At 62.5% G+C, this 21298-nt stretch carries 25 protein-coding genes and 1 tRNA gene; 9 read left to right on the forward strand and 17 right to left on the reverse strand.

Annotation, left to right across the window (positions count from 1 at the left end; translation table 11 throughout):
* The first annotated feature begins 17 nt into the window (after positions 1-17).
* From ACS5Q1_RS26165 to ACS5Q1_RS26185, 5 genes are all read left to right on the forward strand, one after another.
* Positions 18-593: a cob(I)yrinic acid a,c-diamide adenosyltransferase gene (locus tag ACS5Q1_RS26165; RefSeq protein WP_473100921.1), complete on the forward strand. Its 576-nt coding sequence runs from the start codon at positions 18-20 to the stop codon at positions 591-593.
* 11 nt (positions 594-604) lie between these two features.
* Positions 605-1312 carry a rhomboid family intramembrane serine protease gene (locus tag ACS5Q1_RS26170; RefSeq protein WP_203441258.1) on the forward strand — a complete coding sequence of 236 codons (708 nt, stop codon included), beginning with the start codon at positions 605-607 and terminating at the stop codon, positions 1310-1312.
* A 153-nt stretch (positions 1313-1465) separates the two neighbouring features.
* Complete coding sequence (locus ACS5Q1_RS26175; protein ID WP_473100922.1) at positions 1466-2215, forward strand: electron transfer flavoprotein subunit beta/FixA family protein; 750 nt, start codon at positions 1466-1468, stop codon at positions 2213-2215.
* A 14-nt stretch (positions 2216-2229) separates the two neighbouring features.
* Positions 2230-3174: an electron transfer flavoprotein subunit alpha/FixB family protein gene (locus ACS5Q1_RS26180; RefSeq protein WP_473100923.1), complete on the forward strand. Its 945-nt coding sequence runs from the start codon at positions 2230-2232 to the stop codon at positions 3172-3174.
* 75 nt (positions 3175-3249) lie between these two features.
* The gene (locus tag ACS5Q1_RS26185; RefSeq protein ID WP_203441261.1) at positions 3250-4131 is read left to right on the forward strand and encodes a 3-hydroxybutyryl-CoA dehydrogenase; all 882 of its coding nucleotides are present in this window, start codon (positions 3250-3252) and stop codon (positions 4129-4131) included.
* Positions 4132-4146: 15 nt separating this feature from the next.
* On the opposite strand, the gene ACS5Q1_RS26190 is transcribed toward ACS5Q1_RS26185, so the two are convergent.
* Positions 4147-4644 carry a DedA family protein gene (locus ACS5Q1_RS26190; protein WP_473100944.1) on the reverse strand — a complete coding sequence of 166 codons (498 nt, stop codon included), beginning with the start codon at positions 4642-4644 and terminating at the stop codon, positions 4147-4149.
* Between the two features lie 180 nt (positions 4645-4824).
* Here ACS5Q1_RS26190 and ACS5Q1_RS26195 point away from each other — a divergent pair, with 180 nt between their 5' ends.
* Complete coding sequence (locus tag ACS5Q1_RS26195) at positions 4825-5394, forward strand: HNH endonuclease (protein ID WP_162299152.1); 570 nt, start codon at positions 4825-4827, stop codon at positions 5392-5394.
* 27 nt (positions 5395-5421) lie between these two features.
* Here the strand turns inward: ACS5Q1_RS26195 and ACS5Q1_RS26200 are convergent, their stop codons facing one another.
* The 3 genes from ACS5Q1_RS26200 to ACS5Q1_RS26210 are packed head-to-tail and all read right to left on the reverse strand — an operon-like array spanning position 5422 to position 7660.
* The gene (locus tag ACS5Q1_RS26200) at positions 5422-6504 is read right to left on the reverse strand and encodes a D-TA family PLP-dependent enzyme (RefSeq protein ID WP_473100925.1); all 1083 of its coding nucleotides are present in this window, start codon (positions 6502-6504) and stop codon (positions 5422-5424) included.
* 60 nt (positions 6505-6564) lie between these two features.
* A complete protein-coding gene (locus ACS5Q1_RS26205; RefSeq protein WP_473100926.1) occupies positions 6565-7065 on the reverse strand; it encodes a disulfide bond formation protein B in 501 nt (166 codons plus the stop codon).
* 13 nt (positions 7066-7078) lie between these two features.
* A complete protein-coding gene (locus ACS5Q1_RS26210; protein WP_473100927.1) occupies positions 7079-7660 on the reverse strand; it encodes a YqaA family protein in 582 nt (193 codons plus the stop codon).
* Between the two features lie 160 nt (positions 7661-7820).
* On the opposite strand from ACS5Q1_RS26210, the gene ACS5Q1_RS26215 reads away from it, so the two are divergent.
* A tRNA-Leu gene (locus ACS5Q1_RS26215) sits at positions 7821-7905 on the forward strand.
* 485 nt (positions 7906-8390) lie between these two features.
* On the opposite strand, the gene ACS5Q1_RS26220 is transcribed toward ACS5Q1_RS26215, so the two are convergent.
* Complete coding sequence (locus ACS5Q1_RS26220; protein ID WP_473100928.1) at positions 8391-9041, reverse strand: hypothetical protein; 651 nt, start codon at positions 9039-9041, stop codon at positions 8391-8393.
* A 329-nt stretch (positions 9042-9370) separates the two neighbouring features.
* Between ACS5Q1_RS26220 and ACS5Q1_RS26225 the strand changes: the two genes are divergently transcribed.
* Positions 9371-9610 carry a hypothetical protein gene (locus tag ACS5Q1_RS26225; RefSeq protein WP_473100929.1) on the forward strand — a complete coding sequence of 80 codons (240 nt, stop codon included), beginning with the start codon at positions 9371-9373 and terminating at the stop codon, positions 9608-9610.
* Positions 9611-9768: 158 nt separating this feature from the next.
* Here ACS5Q1_RS26225 and ACS5Q1_RS26230 read toward each other — a convergent pair whose 3' ends face one another.
* A complete protein-coding gene (locus ACS5Q1_RS26230; protein WP_473100930.1) occupies positions 9769-10086 on the reverse strand; it encodes a hypothetical protein in 318 nt (105 codons plus the stop codon).
* A gap of 394 nt (positions 10087-10480) precedes the next feature.
* Between ACS5Q1_RS26230 and ACS5Q1_RS26235 the strand changes: the two genes are divergently transcribed.
* The gene (locus ACS5Q1_RS26235; protein WP_473100931.1) at positions 10481-10675 is read left to right on the forward strand and encodes a hypothetical protein; all 195 of its coding nucleotides are present in this window, start codon (positions 10481-10483) and stop codon (positions 10673-10675) included.
* 174 nt (positions 10676-10849) lie between these two features.
* On the opposite strand, the gene ACS5Q1_RS26240 is transcribed toward ACS5Q1_RS26235, so the two are convergent.
* The 11 genes from ACS5Q1_RS26240 to ACS5Q1_RS26290 form a co-directional block, all read right to left on the reverse strand.
* A complete protein-coding gene (locus ACS5Q1_RS26240; RefSeq protein WP_473100932.1) occupies positions 10850-11530 on the reverse strand; it encodes a DUF1236 domain-containing protein in 681 nt (226 codons plus the stop codon).
* A 224-nt stretch (positions 11531-11754) separates the two neighbouring features.
* Positions 11755-12303: an RNA pyrophosphohydrolase gene (locus ACS5Q1_RS26245; protein ID WP_203441269.1), complete on the reverse strand. Its 549-nt coding sequence runs from the start codon at positions 12301-12303 to the stop codon at positions 11755-11757.
* A 223-nt stretch (positions 12304-12526) separates the two neighbouring features.
* Positions 12527-13843: a S41 family peptidase gene (locus ACS5Q1_RS26250; RefSeq protein ID WP_473100933.1), complete on the reverse strand. Its 1317-nt coding sequence runs from the start codon at positions 13841-13843 to the stop codon at positions 12527-12529.
* The gene (locus ACS5Q1_RS26255; RefSeq protein ID WP_473100934.1) at positions 13843-15195 is read right to left on the reverse strand and encodes a murein hydrolase activator EnvC family protein; all 1353 of its coding nucleotides are present in this window, start codon (positions 15193-15195) and stop codon (positions 13843-13845) included. Before ACS5Q1_RS26255 ends, ACS5Q1_RS26250 begins: the two co-directional genes overlap by 1 nt.
* Positions 15196-15198: 3 nt before the next feature.
* Complete coding sequence (rlmH, locus tag ACS5Q1_RS26260; RefSeq protein WP_203441272.1) at positions 15199-15693, reverse strand: 23S rRNA (pseudouridine(1915)-N(3))-methyltransferase RlmH; 495 nt, start codon at positions 15691-15693, stop codon at positions 15199-15201.
* 14 nt (positions 15694-15707) lie between these two features.
* A complete protein-coding gene (gene rsfS, locus ACS5Q1_RS26265) occupies positions 15708-16037 on the reverse strand; it encodes a ribosome silencing factor (protein WP_371826897.1) in 330 nt (109 codons plus the stop codon).
* A 149-nt stretch (positions 16038-16186) separates the two neighbouring features.
* Positions 16187-16843 (reverse strand): nicotinate-nucleotide adenylyltransferase, encoded by a 657-nt coding sequence (locus tag ACS5Q1_RS26270; protein ID WP_473100935.1) that lies wholly within the window; start codon positions 16841-16843, stop codon positions 16187-16189.
* A complete protein-coding gene (locus tag ACS5Q1_RS26275; RefSeq protein ID WP_473100936.1) occupies positions 16840-18126 on the reverse strand; it encodes a glutamate-5-semialdehyde dehydrogenase in 1287 nt (428 codons plus the stop codon). The genes ACS5Q1_RS26270 and ACS5Q1_RS26275 overlap by 4 nt, the downstream gene beginning before the upstream one ends.
* Before the next feature lie 15 nt (positions 18127-18141).
* The gene (gene proB, locus ACS5Q1_RS26280) at positions 18142-19290 is read right to left on the reverse strand and encodes a glutamate 5-kinase (RefSeq protein ID WP_473100937.1); all 1149 of its coding nucleotides are present in this window, start codon (positions 19288-19290) and stop codon (positions 18142-18144) included.
* On the reverse strand, positions 19287-20321 hold the full coding sequence (gene obgE, locus ACS5Q1_RS26285) for a GTPase ObgE (protein ID WP_203441277.1): 1035 nt from the start codon (positions 20319-20321) through the stop codon (positions 19287-19289). The genes proB and obgE overlap by 4 nt, the downstream gene beginning before the upstream one ends.
* Positions 20322-20468: 147 nt before the next feature.
* Positions 20469-21119, reverse strand: coding sequence for a GNAT family N-acetyltransferase (locus ACS5Q1_RS26290; RefSeq protein WP_473100938.1), 651 nt, complete (start codon positions 21117-21119; stop codon positions 20469-20471).
* Positions 21120-21298 lie beyond the last annotated feature (179 nt).

Here is a 21298-nt window from a genome sequence, read left to right on the forward strand (position 1 = left end):
CAACCTTCGGGCCCGCCATGGTCGTCCTCAACCGCATCTACACCCGCACCGGCGACAAGGGCACCACGGCACTGGCCGCCGGCGGGCGCCGCCCGAAATACGATCTTCGCATCGAGGCCTATGGCACGGTGGACGAAACCAATGCCTGCATCGGGCTGGTCCGCCTTCACACGACAGGTCTCGAGATCGATGCGATGCTCGGCCGCATCCAGAACGATCTGTTCGATCTCGGCGCCGATCTCGCCACCGTCGAGACGGATAAACCCCTGCCCTATGAGCCCTTGCGCATCACGCAGGGACAGGTGGACCGTCTCGAGCAGGAGATCGACCGGCTCAATGCCGAGCTGTCCGTGTTACGCTCCTTCGTCCTCCCGGGCGGCACGCCTGCTGCTGCGGCACTCCATCTCGCCCGTACGGTTTGCCGTCGCGCGGAGCGCCATGTCGTCGAGCTGATGGAGAGGCCGAACGAAAAGGTGTCGCCAGAATCCGTGAAATACCTGAACCGACTCTCCGATTTTCTCTTCGTCGCATCCCGTTACGCCAATGATAAGGGTGCGCTCGACGTCCTCTGGGTGCCGGGCCAGAACCGCTAAAGGAGCGGGCCATGTTTTTGCCGCTTCATGACGGCGTTCCGCTCAAGAACATGAAGACGCCGTTCGCGACGCGGTTCCTGATCGGTATTTGCGTCATCGCCTATCTTTTCACTTTCTACGGCCCTCTCGGCGAGGATTCCGTGGTCGGCGGCCTCGGACTCATTCCGTCGGTCCTGTTCGGTACGGAGGTGCTCCCCGAGGGCTACCCCTTCGTTCCGGTCGAGCTGACACTGGCCACCAACATCTTCCTGCACGGCTCGCTGTTCCATCTCGTCGGCAACATGCTGTTCCTGTGGGTGTTCGGCGACAATGTGGAGGATGCCATGGGGCATCTCCGCTTCATTCTGTTCTTCCTACTCTGTGGGATGGCCGCGAGCCTCGCCCATGCCTTCATCACCACAGAGCCGCACCGCCCGCTGATCGGCGCATCCGGTAGCGTGTCGGGCGTGGTGGCGGCCTATCTCATCCTCTATCCGCGCGTGAAGATCTGGGGTCTGTTTCTGAAAGGCATCCCACTGCATCTTCCCGCGTATTGGGCGATCGGCTTCTGGTTCGTCCTGCAGTTCGCCTCGGCCTTCATCGGCGGCGATGACAGTGTGGGCTGGTTTGCCCATCTTGGCGGCTTTGCTGTCGGCGCGGCTCTCATCCCCCTCATGCGCCGCCGCTACGATCCCGTGCTCGCCCGCGTCCAGGCGCAGGAGCTGCGAACGCCGCATTGACAATCGGACATGACCGCTGAGCGCATCAAAGGGCCAAAAGTGCATTTCACTTTCGGGCCTGATGCTCTAGGTTCCCCTCCGCCTTTTTCCTATATGTCCGGAGGGCTGGTTTTCGGCCATATCCGGATCTGATCTTTTGGTGAGGACGGACGAATGAAGCTTCTTGTGTGTGTGAAGCGGGTTGTTGACTTCAACGTGAAGATCCGGGTGAAGCCGGACGGGTCGGGCGTGGAACTGGCCAACATCAAGATGTCCATGAACCCCTTCGACGAGATCGCCGTCGAGGAGGCCGTGCGCCTGAAGGAACAGGGCAAGGCCACCGAGATCGTCGCCGTCTCCATCGGTCCGCAACAGGCTGGTGAGACGATCCGCACCGCGCTCGCCATGGGCGCCGACCGCGGCATCCTGGTCAAGACCGACGCCGCCGTCGAGCCGCTCGCCGTCGCCAAGATCCTGGCCAAGGTGGTCGAGCAGGAAAAGCCTGACCTCGTCATCCTGGGCAAGCAGGCCATCGACGACGATGCCAACCAGACCGGCCAGATGCTCGCCGCCCTGCTTGGCTGGCCGCAGGGCACCTTCGCCTTCAAGGTCAACGTGGGCGAGGGTTCTATTGATGTCACCCGCGAGGTCGATGGCGGGTTGCAGACGGTGGGCCTGAAGCTGCCGGCCATCGTCACCACGGATTTGCGCCTCAACGAGCCGCGCTATGCCAGCTTGCCCAACATCATGAAGGCCAAGAAGAAGCCGCTCGACGAGACCTCGCCGGAGACGCTCGGTGTCGACGTGTCCCCGCGTCTGAAGGTGCTCAAGACCGCCGAGCCCGGCGGCCGCAAGGCGGGCGTGAAGGTCGGCTCGGTGGCCGAACTCGTCCAGAAGCTGAAGACCGAAGCCGGCGTGCTCTAAGGGAGAACAAGACAATGACCACATTGCTGATGGCCGAGCACGATAACGCTCACCTCAAGGACGCCACCCACAAGGCACTGTCTGCCGCCAAGGCGCTCGGCGCTCGGGTGCATGTCCTCGTCGCCGGCGCGAACGCCAAGGCCGCGGCGGAAGCCGCCGCCAAGCTGGCAGGCGTCGAGAAGGTGCTGCTGGCCGACAGCCCCGCTTACGAGCACCAGCTCGCCGAGCCGACCGCGGCTTTGATCGTGTCGCTGGCCTCCTCCTATGACGCCTTGGTGGCGCCGGCCACCACCACCGGCAAGAACGTGATGCCGCGCGTCGCCGCCCTGCTCGACGTGATGCAGGTCTCCGACATCACCAAGGTGGTGGCGCCCGACACCTTCGAGCGGCCGATCTATGCCGGCAATGCGATCCAGACGGTGCAGGCGACCGATGCCAAGAAAGTGATCACGGTGCGCACCGCCGCCTTCCCGGCGGCGGTCGAAGGCGGCTCCGCCGCCATCGAGACGGTGAACGCGGCTGAAGACCCAGGCGTGTCGAGCTTCAAGGGCGAAGAGATCGTGCAGAGCGACCGGCCCGAGCTGACCTCGGCGAAGATCATCATCTCGGGCGGCCGCTCGCTCGGCTCGTCCGAGAACTTCGCCAAATATATCGAGCCGATTGCCGACAAGCTCGGCGCGGCGATGGGCGCCTCGCGCGCGGCGGTCGATGCCGGCTATGCGCCGAACGACTGGCAGGTGGGCCAGACCGGCAAGGTGGTGGCACCCGATCTCTACATCGCAGTCGGCATTTCAGGTGCCATTCAGCATCTGGCCGGCATGAAGGATTCCAAGGTGATCGTCGCGATCAACAAGGACGAGGAGGCCCCGATCTTCCAGGTGGCGGATTACGGCCTCGTCGGCGACCTCTTCACAATCCTTCCTGAACTCAAGGAGGAGTTGACCAAAGCCGGTCAATAAGGTCAGGAATAATGACGGACCGGGCGGGTCTCCCTGCCCGGCCGCTTTTGACGATGGGATGCAGGCAGCAGATAGATGGGCATAGAGATCAAAACGGTTGGCGTTGTCGGCGCCGGACAGATGGGCAGCGGCATTGCCCATGTCTGCTCGCTCGCGGGATTTAACGTCCGGCTCAACGATCTCTCGGAAGATCGGATCAATGCCGGGCTTGCCACGATCAACGGCAACATGGCGCGCCAGGTCTCCAAGGGCGCCATCTCGGATGCCGATCGACAGGCGGCACTTGAGCGGATCAAGCCGGCCCGTACCTATGATGATCTGGCGACCTGCGATCTCGTCATCGAGGCCGCGACCGAAAATGAGGAAGTGAAGCGCAAGATCTTCAGCAACCTTAGCCCGTCGCTTCGCCCGGACGCACTGCTCGCCACCAACACGTCGTCGATCTCGATCACGCGTCTCGCCGCTTCTACCGACAGGCCGGAGCGGTTCATCGGCATCCACTTCATGAACCCGGTGCCGGTGATGCAGCTCGTCGAGCTGATCCGTGGCATCGCCACCGAGGATCACACTTACGAATCCGCCAAGGAATTCATCGGCAAGCTCGGCAAGACCTCGACCGTTTCCGAGGATTTCCCGGCCTTCATCGTCAACCGCATCCTGCTGCCGATGATCAACGAGGCGATCTACACCCTCTATGAGGGAGTAGGCTCGGTGGAAGCCATCGACACGGCCATGCGGCTTGGCGCGAACCATCCCATGGGGCCGCTCCAGCTGGCGGATTTCATCGGTCTCGATACCTGCCTCTCGATCATGCAGGTGCTGCACGAGGGCCTCGCCGATTCCAAGTATCGCCCCTGCCCGCTCCTGGTGAAGTACGTGGAAGCCGGCTGGCTTGGCCGGAAGACGAAGCGCGGCTTCTATGATTACCGCGGCGAGAAGCCGGTTCCGACCCGCTGACAGTTTGTTCTGGCCTCAGATCAGCCGCTTGAAGGCATCCGTGAAGAAGTAGGGGCCGAAGCTCCACAGGCCGGCCCAGAGCATGGCCCCAAGGGCATTCGCCACGACGAAATGATGCCAGGGCATTCCGACCGATCCGGCGATGAAGCCGTTCAGCTGCCGCAGCACGACGATGAAACGCGCCGTGAGGACCATGAAGAATCCCTTGGTCTTCGCCGTTTTCTCAAGGATCGCCAAGCGTTCCGGCGTCAGCTTCACCGCGGAGCCGAACCTGTGCAGCAAAGGCCTCCCGCCGAACCAGCCGATCAGATAACCCGTGCTGTCGCCGAGCACGGCACCGAACCAGGCCGCTAGAAAGATGTGGCCGATCTCGAGATCGCCGCGCGTGGCCAGAAGTGAGGCCGCAATCAGCGCGCTCTCTCCGGGAAGAGGCGCCCCGAACGACTCGAAGTAAAGAACGACGAGAAGAGCCCACACGCCATAGGTCGAGATGGCAGGTTCGACCCAGGCCAGGCCTTGCTGGAGAAAGTTCATCGAAACACCCAAGTCTCTGGAGGTCGGCCTGATTTGCCCACATTGCACTTCCTGTGGGTGCGTCACAAACGTCGAAAGCCGGATCTTCACAACAGTGTCATACTGCCTATAGTCTAATCCGACGGGATACGACGCTTCTCTCATGGAAGAGGAGGTGAGGTGACGATACACGTCCAGCCTGTTGTGCGACCGGAGGCCTGCCCGGCCCTCGTTCTCAATGCCGATTACCGGCCGTTGAGCTATTACCCCTTGTCCATCTGGTGCTGGCAGGATGCGATCAAGGCGGTGTTCCTGGACAGGGTCAACATCGTCTCGGAATACGACAAGGTCGTGCGAAGTCCGACCTTCGAGATCCGCCTTCCCTCGGTCATATCGCTCAAAACCTACGTCAAACCGTCACGTCACCCGGCCTTCACCCGCTTCAACGTCTTCCTGCGCGACCGCTTCAGTTGCCAATATTGCGGAGACCGCGAGGACCTTACCTTCGATCACGTCGTTCCCCGGTCCAAGGGCGGGCAGACCACTTGGGAAAACGTCGTCGCCGCCTGCGCGCCCTGCAACCTCCGCAAAGGGGACAAACTGCCCCGCGAGGTCGAGATGTGGCCCAGGCAGAGCCCCTTCGCCCCAACCGTTCACGACCTCCACTCCAACGGCCGCCTCTTCCCGCCGAACTATCTCCACGACAGTTGGATGGACTATCTCTACTGGGACAGCGAGCTGGAGCCATAAAGCCCCCTTCCCACCAACCTCACCTCATCAGGTCAGGCGCCCCCGGGCCGCAACAGGCAATTCCCCGACGACCCTGTCTCCCCGTACCGTCACCAACCGGTCCACCATGTTCACCACGACGCAGACATGGTTCGGTACGATGCGCACCACATCACCGATATTGGGACGATCGTTGCAGGCAGAGAGATCGAGAAACCCATGCTCCTCGGCAAAGCGGGCGATCTTGGCCTGCGGATGCTCGAGGATGAGGCCGTGTCCCTCGAGACCGCCCGTATCGTACGTCAATGTCTTCGAGCCGGAATCGAGGATTCCCCGCTCCGGCCCCGCCCGACTCACCACCGTCGCATAGACGGTAAGTGCGCAATCCTCGAGCTGCGCGACGCCCGCCGCCAGCATCATGCGGTCGTTGAACACCGAGGTTCCGGCCCGGTGCTCGGTCACCCCCTTGATCTTGCCGAGATTGACCAGATTGGGGGTGCCGCCCGTGGACACGATGCGCGGTTCGAGCCCGAGTTTCCGCACACCGGCGGTCGCCGCATCGAGGAATGCTTGTGCCCCTGCCGTGGCGTTCTCCGGCGGATAGAGCATGAAGCCGGCGAACGAGAGCCCGGGACGGGACGCGATATCCTTGGCGAGCGCAACGGCCTCCGCCACCGTCTCGACGCCGGCCCGCTTGCGCCCAGTGTCGCATTCCACGACCACATCGAGATCGCGTCCGGCGATGGCTGCAGCCTGCGGCAAGCCTGCGACGACGACCGGATTGTCGGCTGCCACGGTGACCTTCGCCCGCGACAGTAATCGGCCCAGGCGGCCCAGCTTCTCCCCGCCGAGGATGTTGTAGGAAATCAGGATGTCATCGAGGCCGGCTTCCGCCATAACCTCGGCCTCGCCGAGCTTCTGGCAGGTGATACCCCGCGCGCCGGCATCGCGCTGCATGGCGGCGATGACCGGGCTCTTGTGCGTCTTGATATGAGGACGATTGGCGATCCCAGCCGCATCGCACAGGGCCTGCACCCGGGCGATGTTGCGCTCGACCACGTCGAGATCGATCACCACCGCAGGCGTTCCGAATTCCCGCGCGACCTCGTCCTTGAGAGCCTGGATACTCATGCCATGTCCCCGTCCTGTTTGAGCAAACGCTAACGGGGTCACATACGCGAAGGCAAGCTCTTACCTGCCGAGGTAGAAGCCTTTGCGAAAAGCAGCGCTTGCAGCGAAGGCAGCCAGGGCCAGCGAGATCAGCACGTTCCATCCCGCCAGCGACAGACCTAGGAAGCGCCAGGCCGCTTCGGTGCAGCTGACGACACGGGTGTTCTGCAACTGATTCAGAAAGTCGCCTACATTGCCCGCGCCTGCGCCCGATCCGCCGCCGCAATCGCTCGGCCCGGCAAAGAAGCCCCATTCCACGCCGGAATGATAGGCACCGAGCCCGGCGCTGACGATGAAGACCAATGCCAGACACCAAAGGCCGCCTCGCGCAAAACGTGGCGGCAGGAGCGCGGCCACGAGGCCGAGAGGGATCGCGATGTAATAGGGATTGCGCTGGATCAGGCAGAGCTTGCACGGCACATAGCCGAGGATATGCTCGAAGATGAGTGCGCCGCCGATGGTAGCCGCAGCGCCCAGGGCCACGGCCAAGGCGGCCTGCCGCATGGTGAGGCTGATCTGCATCGATCCCTCCCGTCTAGAACAGATAGCGGAAGGCGACGAACCCGCCAATGAAGGCCGCGATGGCCAGAGCCGCCACCAGATTGAAATTGTTGTCGATGATCGATTTGATCCGCGGCCCGAACTTGCTCATCAAGAGCGCGATGAGGAAGAAGCGGGCGCCGCGGGTCAGGATCGAGAGCGCGATGAACCAGCCCAGGTGGTAGCCCGCGAAGCCCGACGTGATGGTCACGAGCTTGTAGGGGATCGGAGTCAGGCCTTTCAGCAGAATCACCCAATGGCCGTATTCGGCATAGGCGTGCCGGAACGTCTCCGCCCCCTCGGTGAGACCGTAGAGCTGGAACAGCCAGGCTCCGATGGAGTCGTAGAGACCCAAGCCGATGAAATATCCCAGGATGCCGCCCACCACGGACGCGACCGTGCAGATCAGGGCATAGGACCAAGCCTTGTCAGGCCGTGCCAGCATCATCGGCACGAGCATCACATCCGGCGGAACCGGAAAGAACGAGCTTTCCGAGAAGGAGACCAGCGCCAGCGCGTAAGGGGCAGAGGGTCGGGCCGCAAGGGACAGGGTCCAGTCGTAGAGGCGTCTCAGCATTAAGGTTCCGACAGGTTCAGATCCGGATCGAGGCTATTCGCGCGCCCCGCGCCTCTTTGAGCACAGGGCGCCCGGAATTGCGAGGGTTAAGCCTTGTGGCTTCCCTTCACATCTCTCGCATTGACCAACCTTTGCCGCCCGTGTTACGTCGCGGATCCTTGCCCCTGTGGCGGAATTGGTAGACGCGCTCGACTCAAAATCGAGTTCCGCAAGGAGTGCTGGTTCGATCCCGGCCAGGGGCACCACATTGATATCGCTTAGAAAATCGGCTCCATTGATTGGAGCCGTTTCTGTTTCCAAGGATTCGTGTCGCACCGCGTCGGCACGAAGGCTGAAGTTATTCCGACTCGACGCCTCTGGCGCGACCGCTATCCCGGGCTCTCGACTGTAATTAGCCCAGGCGAGGCTTAAGCTCTCCGCTCTCAATCTGCAGGCGGATCCTGTTCGCTTCGGCTCGCGGCAGTCCTCGTGCAATGCAGGTGTCGTTGACGTAGACCGCCCAAGTATGTCTGGATTTGTCTTCCAGCTTAACTGAGACATCCATGGCTCGTCCTCCGATATGCGGAAGCCCACCGGAAATAACGCAAGGGGGTGACCTTGGTTTTCAGTACCGAGGCCGCAGGAAGCACCTTGAACCTTTGCAGAGCACGCTGCGATGGCTGTTAGATTACACGCCTAACGCGATGTCCGCGGTGGCATCTATTGTTCGCTCACACAATCGCCCTAGTGCTTATGATGGTGGCGGCTGCGGCGGATTCTCGGTAGGCGACGCCTCCCGAGCCCGCAGGCCAAGAGCCTGCTGCAAATCCGCACTTAGGCTGCTGAGAGGAACGGCCTCATACTGCGATACAGTTATGCACCGCCCCTCAATGCTCGCCATCACCACAGCGTTGGCAGAAGGCTGCTGACCTTGGCCCGCCAAGGCACTTGTTGAACTGCGGCGCTCCTCACCTGGGCTGACCTCTGTCCGTGTGGTGATGACGTACCAGACATTTCCGGTTCTAGCCGCTTCGGCCAGTAACCGCGCTCGTTGCTTTGCCTCGTTCAAAGCCTTGCGGCGCTCTTCAATTGACTCACCCCGTGTGAAGGCGAGATTGGGCGGCGTATCTCCGCTCTCACCGTAGGGATGGATGAAGTTCAACGTCATCCGCAAGCTGTCGACCTTGACCTCCGTGACGGGAAGCGCAGCGGCTTCTTTTCGCCCCTGGACGAACTCGCGAACGGCCACATCGCACGACCGGAACTCATCCGGCTCCTGCGCCGCTTGCTGAGGCGTCGGTCGTTCCTGAGCAGAAGTATTACGTTTCCGGGATGTTGCGCCCTCGGCTACAGCGGAGAGAGCAAGAACACATGCGACAGCTAACGAAAAAACTCGCACCATGGCTCCTTCCTCCTGAGATCAGGAAGAATGTCGCCAACCCGGCCAACGGCCAAGCTGCTTGGTTGTAACGAGTCCCCAGCCGAGATGGCTACAGTCGAAAAAATAACGCTCAGGCTGGTTCTTAGTTGCTAAGCGGTCGAAGAGGCTGGTTCGCCCTGCCTCCCTGGATCCTTCACCCTGTCAGACGAGCATCCATGCAGACCGCTCTGGGTGGCGCATTCGCTTACCTGCAGCCGCCTGGACAGCGATGCAGCTATGTCCCTGAGATAGTGCCGAAGGCAAGCACCAGCTACACTGCCTAATAGCGATAATGACCTGTGGAGCTCCCAATGGCATGCGAAGATCTGGTTGCGCAATGCTTCATTGATGAACTCGCTCCGCTGGCGGTTCCTGAATTGAACCGCGAGCGAACCTTGAGTTACCTGGAGTGCTGCTATCGGCAGGGTCTGTCGTGGGAAGATGCTAAGCAGCAGATCCAAGCCTTTCTTCAGCAGAGAGGCGTTCCTCACCAGGGAATTGTGCGGCAACTGCAGCTTGCCAAGCCGCTGCTTCAGCCATGGCTGGACTGATGCCGAGCGAATCTCATGGCCGCTTCAACAGCTGCGCCGCTGCAAAGACGAGTTACGCGTCGAGCATCTCCTCTGCAGTACCAAGACATGGCCATCATCGCTCGTAGGTTGCCCGGCGCATCCCCTTCGGTGCGGGCGGCCGCATTTGAGATGAGGAGTCAGCGTTCGTCCTTATGCTTCAGCGCTCGGATCGCAGCAGCAAGCTCCCGCGATAAGAGACTTCTCGTCACCAAATAATCCGGGCCAAGAAGGATGCTATAGCGCGTCCGCCCCCCTAGGTGCACCGCCTCGCATAGCTCCGCAGCTCTCTCCAAGGCATCGTTCTCGGCCTCCTGAATGACGGAGGCGATCCTGGCAAAGCCCTTATCTGTTAGCCGCCAGGATGGCCCAGTCCCGTCGCCTTCAACCAAGTCAATATGGATATGGATCGTCTCACGCAGGCTCTCAGCACGCTCTTGCGGTGTCATGAATGCCATCTCGACCTCCCAAGAGTTTCTGTCGTTGCGCCTATCGCTCAGCAACTTTCATGATTCAGGCTATCCGTGCTGCATTGAGACACTGATGGTGTAAGCAGAGGCACCGCCTTCTTCAAGCACCTCGTACCTGACCGATCGATCTGCTCTGTCGAATATACCGGCAATCTCGGCCGGCAGCTTCGCCATGATTTCGGATCGTTTCTTGCGTGAACGCCGACGGACTAGCGCTTTCGGGCTACCCCATCTTCAAACTTGCGAATGACATTGCCTTTCGAGCAAATGGCCGCGGCCGAAGAACGATGCGGATTTATGATCGGGCGGCGCGAACCTGCGCCATGGGGGATTTTCGGCACACATCATTGATTGCCTTCAAAGCCGCAAGGAGGGGCTTGTGATGGAAGCCGAAATCGAATTCGTTGCGCGTGCTCTTTATGCTGCCGAGGATGATGCGCAGGTTTGGGATCGTGAACCTGATATCGTCAAAGACGAATTTCGTCTCTATGCGCGAACAGCATTAGAATTGCTTGCGGAGCATCGCAACCGGAAGATGCCCCAAGCGGAGATCTGTATTTTTCCCTATGCCGCATAGGGCGGATCGGCTGTCTCGCCCCCCGACACCTTATCGTGCTTTGCCGCAGAAGGACTCGTTAAGACAATCGGGGCCTTACGAGGATAACCACAGAATGCTTCAAACGCGAACGCCCGCGGCCGAATGACCGCGGGCGCTTTTGCTTCAATACAAGTTCGCGAAGAGTGAAGCCGATCAGCCTCGACGCTCGATGACCGTCACGATCCGGCGGGAGCTCGGCTCCACGATCACGATCTGATCGCGCACGACCACATACTTACACTCAGGCAAGCCGGTCAGGATGCGCTCGACGGTGTCGGGGCAGTCATACAAGGTCGTCACGGTGGTCGGAATGGTCGAGCCGACGCTGACGGTGAAGTTTACGTTCGTGAGCGGCTGCACATTCACGCTACGGAACGACTCGGTGATCTGGGTACGCTGCTCGGAGGTGACGTTGACGCTCGTGGAACCGGTCGACGTCGTGCTGCCTGTCGTATTGGGAGCAGTGCCGCCCGATCGGCCCGCAGTGTTGCCGGTCGTCCCGCTCGGAGCACCAGAGGCTGTGCCGGCCGGGTTTCCGCGGGTTTCACCGGATGTGCCGGACGAAGCGCTACCCGAAGGGGCCTTCGTGTCGCCGGAGACCGAGCCAGCCGCCGATCCGCTCGTGGAGCCGGATGCGGAGCCCGCGCCCCCCATGCTGGATCCGGATGAAGAACCCGACGAGCCGCCGGGTGTCATGATTGTGGAACCGCCTGAAGCCCCGCCTGCGGCACCACCGGACGCGCCGCCACTCGCACCACCGCTGGTCTGAGCCATGGCCGCCACGCTCAGGGAAAGAGCCGCTGCAGCCACCGTAGCCATCAAAGTTGTACGCATCGAAAGATCTCCCATGAATAGAGGGCCCAAGCGAGCCCTCAGCAATGCGTATCCAACGAGATGTTCCAGGCAGGGTTCCGCCGCTCTCTTTAGAGTTATAAAGCGTACAGCTCTCGTTCATCTTCATGAACAACTTTAACTGCAACGCTGACTTACTTTGGGGCAAAAATAGACATCGCCTGCAAAGGTTAAGCTACGATGTCCAGGAAATAACCTTGACGCGATCACGTGTGATCGGAGGTCAGCAGATTTTGCGATGTGAGCGGTGTGAAGGCCGCAACGACCTTCTCATAAACCGGCCGTTTGAATGGAATGATCAACTCAGGGAGCCGATGCATCTCCTCCCAGCGCCATTCGTCAAATTCGGGCCTGTGGCCGCCACCGCCGGGCTGATGGATGTTGATCTCGCTCTCGTCGCCCTCGAAGCGAAAGGCAAACCATTTCTGGTTCTGCCCGCGATAGCGCCCGCGCCAGGCGCGGCCCGCAACCATGGAGGGAAGATCATAGGCATACCATTCCGGAGCCTCGGCCAAGAGGCTCACCGAGCGGACGCTGGTTTCCTCGTAGAGTTCGCGCAAGGCGGCCTGGTAGGGTTCCTCGCCGGGATCGATGCCGCCCTGCGGCATCTGCCAGGAATAGCCATCGGCGGCCGCATCGGCCTCGGACCGGCGCCGGCCGATAAACACCAAGCCGTTTTTGTTGATCAACATCACGCCGACACAGGAGCGATAAGGCAGATCCTTTCTGGCCTGAGATCCTCTTGCGCTCCTCATACGACACTCACTCCCTCGATGATGGACCCACGGTGCGGCCGGTTCTTGATTATTGCCGACGCTGACGCATGGTTCCAAAGCAGGGAAAGAGAGTGCCGTTTCAACAGCCTTCGCACAAGCCTTTCGCGATAGCTGTGGACGCCTGAATCAGAAAAGGGCCTGACGGATGCATCCGTCAGGCCCTTTTGCAGCATTGTTTCTCGGCCAAAAGGACGAGCCGCGATCAGTTGGGAGTCGCAGTCGTGTTGGCTGCGCCCTTGCGAACGCCATGCAGCAGGTCATAAGCGGCAGTGAGCTGCTTGTCCTTGGTCGGATCCGGCGGAACGTAAGCGGAGGAACCGCCGCGCTCTTCCTTTTCGCCGCCATTCTGCAGGTGACCGCGCAGACCGGCCTCGCCCTTGGTCTCGTCCTTACCCTTCAGCTCATCGGGAATGTCCTGCAACACTTCGATGTCCGGATCGATGCCCTTGGCTTGGATCGAACGGCCAGACGGGGTGTAGTAGCGCGCTGTCGTCAAACGCACGGCCCCGTTGCCGCCGAGCGGAATGATGGTCTGCACAGAGCCCTTGCCGAAGGAGCGGGTCCCGAGCACCGTCGCGCGCTTGTGATCCTGCAGGGCGCCGGCCACGATTTCCGAGGCCGAAGCCGAGCCGCCATTCACGAGCACCACCAGCGGCTTGCCCTTGGTCAGGTCGCCCGTCTTGGCGCTGAAGCGCTGGGTGTCCTCGGCGTTGCGGCTGCGGGTCGAGACGATCTCGCCGCGGTCGAGGAAGGCATCGGAGACCATGATTGCCTGATCGAGCAGACCGCCCGGATTGTTGCGCAGGTCGATGACGAAGCCGGCCAGCTTGTCGGCGCCGATATCGGACGTGAGCTTATCGATACCCGCACGCAGACCCTCGAAAGTCTGCTCGTTGAACTGCGTGACGCGCAGAACACCGATGTCGCCCTCGACGCGGGCGCGAACCGGACGGACCTTGATGGTCTCGCGGGTCAGCTTCACCACCACCGGATCCTTGGCTTCCTTGCGCTGGATCTTGAGGGTGACGGAGGAATTGACCGGGCCGCGCATCTTGTCGACGGCCTGATTCAGGTTGAGGCCCTGGACAGGCTCGTCGTTGATGTGGGTGATGACGTCGTTGGCCAGGATGCCGGCGCGGGAAGCGGGCGTCTCGTCGATCGGCGTCACGACCTTCACGAGGCCATCTTCCATGGTGACCTCGATGCCGAGGCCGCCGAACTCGCCGCGGGTCTGCACCTGCATGTCGCGGAAGCTCTTGGCATCCATGTAGCTCGAATGCGGATCGAGCGAGGTCAGCATACCGTTGATGGCCGACTCGACGAGCTTCGACTCTTCAGGCTTCTCTACGTAATCCGTGCGGACCTTTTCGAAAACGTCTCCGAAAAGGCTCAGCTGGCGGTACGTGTCAGCCGAGGCGGCAACCGCGCTCATGCCCGACAGGAGGCTGGTCTGCGACACCATGGTCGCGCTGCCTGCGCCGATCGCCGCACCGAGAATCAAAAGGGATAGTTTGCGCATTATCCGCGAACCTTTTCGCTTTGCGATTTTGCCCACCAGGGACCTGGGTCAATTGAACCGCCGTCTTTCCTGAACTCAACATAGAGGACGGGATTGTTCTTTTCTATGGCGGCGCCGATCAAACTCATGAGAGGAGCTTCTCCCATGGTTGCAACGGGTTCGCCTGCGAGCACGAACTGCCCGACATCGACATTGATGTGGTCCATACCGGCCAGAAGAATATAGTATCCCCCACCCGCATTGATGATCAAGAGTCGACCATAGGACCGAAAGGGCCCTGCAAAGGCGACCCAACCGTCCGCCGGTGATACCACAGTCGCTTTCTGCCGCGTCGTGATCGAAATGCCACGCGTCGTTCCGCCGTACCCATCGGGGGCGCCGAATTCCAGGGTCGTATCGCCGCTGACCGGCCGCGGCAGAAGTCCACGTGCCTCGGTAAAGGGCACCTTCGGAGCCAACCGGGCCGGATCCCGGAAGGCCAGCTGGGCGAATTTCTCCCGGGTTTCGCGTTCCTGCGCCTCGGCGGCCTTGCGAGCCTCCTCCGCAGCGCGTTGAGCGCCCGCAATCTCCGTTTCCATGCGGTCGATCAGTTCTTTCAGCGTTCCTGCCCGCTGGGCAAGCTCCTCCGCCTTCTGCCTCTCGGTACCGACATTGCGCTCAACCTCGGCAATGCGGCTCTGTCGAGCCTCCATCAGGGCTGCGAGGCGCTCCTGCTCCCGATTGAGGGCCGTCAATTCCCCATTGAGGGTCGCGCGATCCTTGGTGATGGCTTCCTTCAGGCGCACCAATTCGGCAAGGTCGCCGGCCAGGATCTCGACCTCGTTCCGCAACTCCGGCAGAACCGCGCCCAGCATGATCGAGGCACGGACGGCTTCAAGCATGTCCTCAGGCCTCACCAGCACGGCGGGGGGCGGACGGCGGCCCATGCGCTGCAGGGCAGCGAAAACCTCGATGATGACACCGCGGCGGCTTTGCAGAGAGCGGCGAATGGCCGCTTCGCTGGAGCCGAGGGTCTGGAGCCTCTGTTCCAGACCCCGGATGCGGTCCTCGGTGCCGCGGACCCGCTCGGCCGTCTCGATCAGGGCGGCATTGAGCTTGGCCCGGTCAGCCTTGACCTCCTCGACCTCGGTCTCGAGGCGTCTGCGCGCCTCGGCATTGGCCGTAATGGCCTCTTCCAGCACCTTCAGGTCCTGCTCGCGCCGGGCTTTTTCCTCGACCGTTTCGCTTTGTGCGGGCTGTGTCGTAGGTGCGGCAGGCTGCTGCTGAGCCCCGGCGGGACTCAGACTGGCAGCAACCATCCATGCGGCAAGGCCGAGGGCCTTGCGGGGAATTAAGGGTTTGAAGCGGATCATCCGTCAGGAATCATCGTGGCCGGCGCGATGATAAGGGTGACCGGCTATGATTGTCAGGGCCCTATAGAGCTGCTCGGCCACCAGCGCCCGTACGATCTGGTGCGGCATAGTGAGCGCCCCGAAGGAGACGACGAGGTCGGCGCGCTGCCTCAGCTTGGGATCGAGCCCGTCGGGACCGCCGATCACGCAGGCGATCCCGGACCGCCCCTCGTCGCGCCACTGTCTGATACGTTCGGAAAAAGCTTCGCTGGATGGGCTCTTGCCGCGCTCGTCGAAGATGATCAGAACAGACGAACCGGCCTTCTCCAGAAGGGCCGCAGCCTCTTCCGCGCGCCGGTCGTCCTCCCGGCGCGCCCGGCTCTCGGGCAATTCGACGATGTCGAGCCCGGCCAGACCCAAGGCCCGGCCCATACCTTCGACCCGCTGCCTATAGCGTTCGACCAGCTCCCGCTCGGGGCCGCTTTTGAGACGGCCCACGGCCAGCAAGCTCAGTCGCACGATAAAAGCCTTGGTTAGCTGGCGCGGTCCTGCGGACGGTCGGCGCCCCACATCTTCTCGAGGTTGTAGAAGCCACGAACCTCGGGACGAAAAACGTGGATCAGCACGTCGCCGGCATCGATCAGCACCCAGTCGCAGGCAGGCAGGCCCTCGACGCGCGCATTTCCGAACCCCTTGTCCTTGAGGTCCTTAATCACGCGGTCGGCGATTGCGCCTACATGGCGATCGGAGCGGCCCGATGTCACGATCATGGTGTCGGCAAGCGAGGTTTTTCCAGCCAGGTCGATCTCGACCGTGTTTTCGGCCTTCATGTCCTCGAGGGAAGCCAGGGCGGCGGCCCGGATATCCTCACTTAGCGGAGCCTCCGCTCCGGAGGGAGGAGGAAGCGGATGCTTGTCCGCTTCGACGGAAGATAGTCGGTTCAGGTTCAGACCCTTTCTCAACAGCACTCGATGGTGCCGACCCTTAAGATAATGCGGGAAGGCCCCATTTTTCAATGTCTCCTGGTGGGAGAAGTTCGTCTCATTTGGCGCAGCTTGGTGGACGACAGATGGGAGCGCGGCCCGTGCAGAAAGACCCAGGCTGGAGGTTCAAGCCCCGGCAGGGCGAGGGCTTCGTTCTCGCTGATCCGGCTCGCCGACAGCGCCGTGGCGCTTCTTGAATGGATCGCTTTCAGGGTCCAGCCGGGCCGGTCGATCACGGCCATCGGCATCATCCGGGCGATGCGCCGCCAGCCGCGCCAGCGGTGGAAGCTCGCCAGATTATCTGCCCCCATGATCCAGACGAAACGGACGCCCGGATAACGCCGCTTGAGATAGGCCAGGGTATCCACCGTGTAGCGGGCCCCGATTTCCTCCTCGAAGGCTGTCACATCGATCCGGGGGTCGTCGGAGATTTGTTCTGCCTCTTCCACGCGCCTCGCGGTCGTCGCCAACTCGCCGGTGTCCTTCAAGGGGTTCCCCGGCGTGACGATCCACCAGACCCGGTCGAGCCCAAGGCGCTTCAAGGCCATGAGGCTCACATGGCGGTGTCCGGCATGGGCCGGATTGAAGGACCCGCCATAAAGCCCGATCCGCATGCCAGGGGCCGCCCGCGGCAGGCGGGTCAGGCCGGAGGGCCTGATGCGGAAGCGGGAAGAGCCAAGCTTCACGGACGCGTCTGGCCCGAGCCGCGGATGCGGTACTTGAACGAGGTCAGCTGCTCCACCCCGACCGGTCCGCGGGCATGCATGCGCCCCGTGGCGATGCCGATCTCGGCGCCGAACCCGAACTCGCCGCCATCGGCGAACTGAGTCGAGGCGTTGTGGAGCACGATGGCCGAGTCGACCTCGGCCAGGAAGCGCCCGGCGGCGGCTCCATCCTCCGTGACGATGGAATCGGTGTGATGGGAGCCATAGGTCTCGATATGCGCGATGGCAGCATCGAGCCCATCGACGATCCGTGCCGAGATGATGGCGTCGAGATATTCGGTGCGCCAATCCTCGTCCTGGGCTGGCGCCACACGCGGATCGACCGCCTGAACCGCCTCATCGCCGCGCACGGCGCATCCGGCATCGAGGAGCATGGAGACGAGAGGCTTGAGATGCGTCTCGGCACAGGCCCGGTCCACCAGCAGCGTCTCGGTCGCGCCGCACACGCCGGTGCGGCGCATCTTGGCATTCAGCACGATCGTCTTCGCCATCTCCAGATCGGCCTTGGCATGCACATAGACATGGTTGAGCCCTTCGAGATGCGCGAAGACCGGCACCCGCGCCTCCTCCTGCACCCGCGCCACGAGGCTCTTGCCACCGCGCGGCACGATCACATCAAGATTGCCGTCGAGGCCCGAGAGCATGGCGCCCACCGCCGCCCGATCCCGGGTCGGCACGAGGCGGATCGCATCGGCCGGCAGACCCGCCTGCTCCAGCCCCTCGCCCATCGCGTCTGCAATGGCAAGCGACGAGCGGAAGCTCTCCGAGCCAGCCCGCAGGATCGCAGCATTGCCTGCCTTGAGGCAGAGCGCCCCCGCATCGGCCGTCACGTTCGGACGGCTCTCGAAGATCACGCCGATCACACCGAGCGGCGTCGCCACGCGCTCGATCTTCAGGCCGTTCGGACGCTCGAACCGGGCGAGCACGCGCCCGACGGGATCGGGCAGCGCAGCGATGCTTTCCACCGCTGCCGCAATGTCTTCGAGGCGCTCCGGATTGAGGACAAGGCGGTCGATGAAGGCACCGCTCTGACCTTTGGCTTTTGCCTCAGCGAGATCCTCGGCATTGGCGGCAAGAATCACATCTTTACGAGCACGAATGCAGGCTGCCATGGCGCGCAGAGCCGCATTCTTGTCTTCGGCGCTCGCCAGCGCCACGCGCCGTGCCGCACCTCGTGCACGGCGGCCGAGGTCGGCCATGAGCGCGTCGATACTGCCGCCTTCGATCACCTTGAGAGCATCCATGATCCGTCTGCTTCCTTAAGCTCCAGCGCTCGCTTCACTTTGCATGCCGATGATGGCCAATGCCATATCGTCCCGATGAACCATCTCGGAGCGTCCCGGATAGCCGAGGATCGCTTCGATCTCGCGGCTGGGACGGCCGATGATGCGGGAGGCTTCATCGGCATCGTAAGCCACGAGACCTCGACCAAGGACGCGATGTCCGTCGCTGATCGTCACAGCATCGCCGCGATGGAAGGTTCCCTCGATCCGGCGCACGCCCACCGGCAGCAGGCTCGCGCCGCCCTGGAGCGCGCGCGCAGCGCCCTCGTCCACATAAAGCGTTCCGCGCGGCTCGAGCGCGCCTGCAATCCAGGTCTTGCGCGCAGTGGCGGGGTTGGACGGCGTGAGGAACCAAGTGCAGCGCCCGCCCTCCGCAATGCGTTTCAGGGGATTTTTCGTGCGGCCATCGGCGATGATCATATGCGTGCCGCCGGAGGTGGCGATCTTGCCCGCCTCGACTTTGGTGCGCATGCCGCCGCGCGAGAGTTCGGAGGCGGCCCCGCCGGCCATGGCCTCGATGGCCGGAGTGATGCGCTCGACCACCGGAATATGCTCGGCATTCGGATCCGATGCGGGTGGCGCCGTGTAAAGCCCGTCGATATCGGAGAACAACACCAGGAGATCGGCGCCGATCATGGTGGCGACACGCGCAGCCAGCCGATCGTTGTCGCCATAGCGGATCTCGGAGGTTGCGACCGTGTCGTTCTCGTTGACGACAGGCACGGCGCGCATCTCGAGCAGCTTCAACGTCGTCGCGCGTGCGTTGAGATAGCGCCGGCGCTCCTCCGTGTCGGAGAGCGTCACGAGGATCTGCCCCGCCGTGATGCCGTGATGCGCCAGCACTTCCGACCAGGTACGCGCAAGCGCGATCTGGCCCACGGCCGCCGCCGCCTGACTTTCCTCAAGCCGCAGAGGTCCTGATGGAAGGCACAGCACGGTACGCCCCATGGCAATGGCACCGGAGGAAACAACGAGAACGTCGGCGCCTTTCGCATGAAGATCAGCGATATCCTCGGCGAGCGCCGCGAGCCAAGCATGGTTCAGCCGGCCGCGGGCCCGATCGACCAGCAGCGCGGAGCCGACTTTCAGAACAATGCGGCGGAATTGACTGACTTCGGGGCTCACGGATGCCACTCTTCCTGGGGCTGGGCAGGCTCTTCCTCGGCCTTGGCCTCATCGATCACGGTCAGGAGCGCCTGCAGCACCTCCTGCACGCCTTGGCCCGACGCGGAGGAGACCACGTAAGGCGTCCGCTTGCAGGCTTTTTTCAGCTTCTTCAGCTGCTCCTTGAGCGTGTCCTCGTCCAAGGCATCGGCCTTGGAGAGAGCCACGATCTCGGGCTTGTCGGCGAGCCCATGGCCATAGGCCTCGATCTCGTGGCGGACGGTCTTGTACGCCTCGCCTGCGTCCTCGCTCGTGCCCTCGACAAGATGCAGCAGCACGCGGCAGCGTTCCACATGGCTCAGGAATTTGTCGCCGAGACCCACGCCCTCGGAGGCGCCCTCGATCAGGCCCGGAATATCGGCGAGAACGAACTCGCGGCCATAGGCGCGTACGACACCAAGGCCGGGATGAAGCGTGGTGAAGGGATAATCGGCAATCTTCGGCTTCGCCGCCGTGACGGTGGCGAGAAAGGTCGACTTGCCCGCATTGGGAAGCCCGACGAGGCCAGCATCCGCGATCAGCTTGAGACGCAGGATGAGCGTCTGCTCCTGCCCTTCCTGGCCCGGATTGGCCCGGCGCGGAGCGCGGTTGGTCGAGGTGGTGAAATAGGCATTGCCGAAGCCACCATTGCCGCCTTTCGCCAGCAGCACCTTCTGACCCACATGGGTCATGTCGGCAATGACGGTCTCGCCGTCCTCTTCGAGAATCTCGGTGCCGGCCGGCACCTTGAGAACCACATCGGCGCCTTTGGCGCCGTGCCGGTTCTTGCCCATGCCGTGGCCGCCGGTCTTGGCCTTGAAATGCTGCTGATAGCGATAATCGATGAGGGTGTTCAGCCCCTCGACGCATTCCGCCCACACATCGCCGCCGCGGCCGCCATCGCCACCGTCCGGTCCGCCGAACTCGATGAATTTTTCACGGCGGAACGACACGGCGCCGCCGCCGCCATTGCCGGAGCGAATATAGATCTTGGCTTGGTCGAGAAATTTCATAACCCGCATCCTTTACGGGACTGGAGCATTTTTCGCAAAAGCCGATCAGGCCCTGCGGTTAAAAAATGCCCCCGTCCGTGGTCGTGGTGCGGGAGCAACGCAGACAAAAGGGAAGCGCTCCCGAGATTTCGGAAGCGCTTCCTATTTTCAGCTCGCGAGGGACATCTCGCGGTCCACCTCGACCTCGACGCAGACGGGCTCACGCACGAGGCCGGTATGGCTCCAGCTCTTCAGGCTCTCCCAGGCCCGCCGGTCGAGGCGGAAATGGTCGGCCGGATAGAGCCCGCCCCGGGCCGGCAGCTCGACGAGCCCGGCGCCCTGATAGGCAAAGCCGCACTTCTCCAGCACCCGCCGGGAGGCCGGATTGATGACCCGGGCCGACGCGGTGAGCTCGTCCTTCTCGCCATAGGCAAAGAAGGCATCGATCAGCGCGCGAGCCGCCTCGGTGGCGTAGCCCTTGCCCCAATAGGGCGTGCCGAGCCAGTAGCCGAGGCTGGGCTTGCCCGTCTCGGGATCGGGGCCGATGCCCACCATGCCGATCAGGTTGTTAGGCTTACCCTTGGGCGTGATGGCGAGCTGCAGACCCTGGCCGTCCGCATTGGACCGCCGGGACATGAAGATAAATCGCTCGGCATCGTCCGGATGATATGGATGCGGAATTCGAGCCGTCATCTCCGCGACCGATTTCTCACCGGCAAGGCGTACGATGGCTTGGGCATCCGCGAGACGGGCCCAGCGCAGCCACAGGCCGCGGGTCTCGAGGCGGAAAACATCGTCACGGGTGAGGTCGGGAAACATCGTCTTGCTCCGATCCGTTGGGCCCTCCTTGGGCCCGAGAAATGACGAAGGGGAGGTGGACATCCCACCTCCCCTGTCAGTTTCGGATTGGAGCTTGGCTTTTTAGGGCCTGTTTGGAGCTCTTAACCCGCCGGGTCGGTGTGATGCCGGCAGGAGCTCCTTCGTTTCGCTCTTGCCGT

The organism is Microvirga sp. GN3 (genome assembly GCF_055792825.1).

Excerpts from the sequence above, each read along its gene's own strand:
- ACS5Q1_RS26255 (WP_473100934.1), bottom strand. The coding sequence starts at position 15,195 with ATGATCCGCTTCAAACCCTTAATTCCCCGCAAGGCCCTCGGCCTTGCC.
- ACS5Q1_RS26180 (WP_473100923.1), top strand. The coding sequence starts at position 2,230 with ATGACCACATTGCTGATGGCCGAGCACGATAACGCTCACCTCAAGGAC.
- ACS5Q1_RS26275 (WP_473100936.1), bottom strand. The coding sequence starts at position 18,126 with ATGGATGCTCTCAAGGTGATCGAAGGCGGCAGTATCGACGCGCTCATG.
- ACS5Q1_RS26200 (WP_473100925.1), bottom strand. The coding sequence starts at position 6,504 with ATGAGTATCCAGGCTCTCAAGGACGAGGTCGCGCGGGAATTCGGAACG.
- ACS5Q1_RS26170 (WP_203441258.1), top strand. The coding sequence starts at position 605 with ATGTTTTTGCCGCTTCATGACGGCGTTCCGCTCAAGAACATGAAGACG.
- ACS5Q1_RS26165 (WP_473100921.1), top strand. The coding sequence starts at position 18 with ATGGTCGTCCTCAACCGCATCTACACCCGCACCGGCGACAAGGGCACC.
- ACS5Q1_RS26225 (WP_473100929.1), top strand. The coding sequence starts at position 9,371 with ATGGCATGCGAAGATCTGGTTGCGCAATGCTTCATTGATGAACTCGCT.
- ACS5Q1_RS26210 (WP_473100927.1), bottom strand. The coding sequence starts at position 7,660 with ATGCTGAGACGCCTCTACGACTGGACCCTGTCCCTTGCGGCCCGACCC.
- ACS5Q1_RS26175 (WP_473100922.1), top strand. The coding sequence starts at position 1,466 with ATGAAGCTTCTTGTGTGTGTGAAGCGGGTTGTTGACTTCAACGTGAAG.
- ACS5Q1_RS26250 (WP_473100933.1), bottom strand. The coding sequence starts at position 13,843 with ATGCGCAAACTATCCCTTTTGATTCTCGGTGCGGCGATCGGCGCAGGC.
- ACS5Q1_RS26220 (WP_473100928.1), bottom strand. The coding sequence starts at position 9,041 with ATGGTGCGAGTTTTTTCGTTAGCTGTCGCATGTGTTCTTGCTCTCTCC.
- ACS5Q1_RS26205 (WP_473100926.1), bottom strand. The coding sequence starts at position 7,065 with ATGCAGATCAGCCTCACCATGCGGCAGGCCGCCTTGGCCGTGGCCCTG.
- obgE (WP_203441277.1), bottom strand. The coding sequence starts at position 20,321 with ATGAAATTTCTCGACCAAGCCAAGATCTATATTCGCTCCGGCAATGGC.
- ACS5Q1_RS26290 (WP_473100938.1), bottom strand. The coding sequence starts at position 21,119 with ATGTTTCCCGACCTCACCCGTGACGATGTTTTCCGCCTCGAGACCCGC.
- ACS5Q1_RS26240 (WP_473100932.1), bottom strand. The coding sequence starts at position 11,530 with ATGCGTACAACTTTGATGGCTACGGTGGCTGCAGCGGCTCTTTCCCTG.
- ACS5Q1_RS26185 (WP_203441261.1), top strand. The coding sequence starts at position 3,250 with ATGGGCATAGAGATCAAAACGGTTGGCGTTGTCGGCGCCGGACAGATG.
- ACS5Q1_RS26230 (WP_473100930.1), bottom strand. The coding sequence starts at position 10,086 with ATGGCATTCATGACACCGCAAGAGCGTGCTGAGAGCCTGCGTGAGACG.
- ACS5Q1_RS26245 (WP_203441269.1), bottom strand. The coding sequence starts at position 12,303 with ATGAGGAGCGCAAGAGGATCTCAGGCCAGAAAGGATCTGCCTTATCGC.
- ACS5Q1_RS26235 (WP_473100931.1), top strand. The coding sequence starts at position 10,481 with ATGGAAGCCGAAATCGAATTCGTTGCGCGTGCTCTTTATGCTGCCGAG.